The sequence below is a fragment of the Macrococcoides caseolyticum genome, from assembly GCF_002902665.1.
GTDB lineage: Bacteria > Bacillota > Bacilli > Staphylococcales > Staphylococcaceae > Macrococcoides > Macrococcoides caseolyticum.
Window position 1 is genome coordinate 1 of the sequence record NZ_PPRM01000043.1, and the last position, 893, is coordinate 893.

The 893-nt window shown below is 29.5% G+C and carries 1 protein-coding gene; it reads right to left on the reverse strand.

The window, feature by feature from the left end:
* Positions 1-140: 140 nt before the first annotated feature.
* Positions 141-833: a helix-turn-helix domain-containing protein gene (locus CD152_RS07300; protein ID WP_101141773.1), complete on the reverse strand. Its 693-nt coding sequence runs from the start codon at positions 831-833 to the stop codon at positions 141-143.
* Positions 834-893 lie beyond the last annotated feature (60 nt).

Consider the following 893-nt stretch of genomic DNA (forward strand, 5'->3'; position numbering starts at 1 on the left):
ATTTTCAATTTCTGAACTTGGGATTACTCTATTTGTCCATTTGTAATAACTTGATCTTGAAATACCTAAAGCATCACATAACCATTTAATAGGATACTTTTCCTTAAGACTATTAATAGTTTTATAAGACGCTAATTGTTTTATTTTCGATTCATCAACTGCCTTTCGATTTCTTTTCTCTTTTTTAGAGTTTCATTCTCCATCTCTAGAAATTTATTTCTTGATTCTAGTGCTTTTACTTTCAATCTCAATTGTTCCTCAGTACTTAATATCTCTTTCGGTTTTCCTTTCCCTCGCCCATCTACAAGTCCTGTTTCACCATACTCAAGATATTTTTTCACCCAACTATAAACTTGAGAATATTTCACATTGAAATTGTCAGCAGTATTTTTGTAATCAAATTCGTTGTTTATACAATAATTTACGATTTCAATACGCTCTTCTAAAGTTGTTTTTCTAGCTTTCATATTATATACCTCCGGTTTTGGAGAATAAGTTTTATTCTCTTTTCCTTCAGTATACTTTATTATCCAACGGCGCACAGTTGAATGTGTAGGAATATTATATTCAGCAGCTAAAGTGTCCAAAGACTTACCAGTTTCAAAGTATTCGTTAACAATCTTTGATTTAAATTCAGAAGTATAAACATTGTTCTTTTTGCACGATTCAAGTGATTTAAGACCATGTTTTAAATATCTTTTATGTTCCGCATATAAAGTACTTGCATCTATATCTAAAGAAAGCATAGTAATTATACTTGCAAATGAAAATCCTTCCTCATACAAATCGAAGATTTGTTGATATTTATCAAATGAAATTTTCTTGTTTCTCAAATTAAAAACTCCCTATAAAATTTTCACTTTTTAAGTGTCTACCTTATAGGGAGCATATCA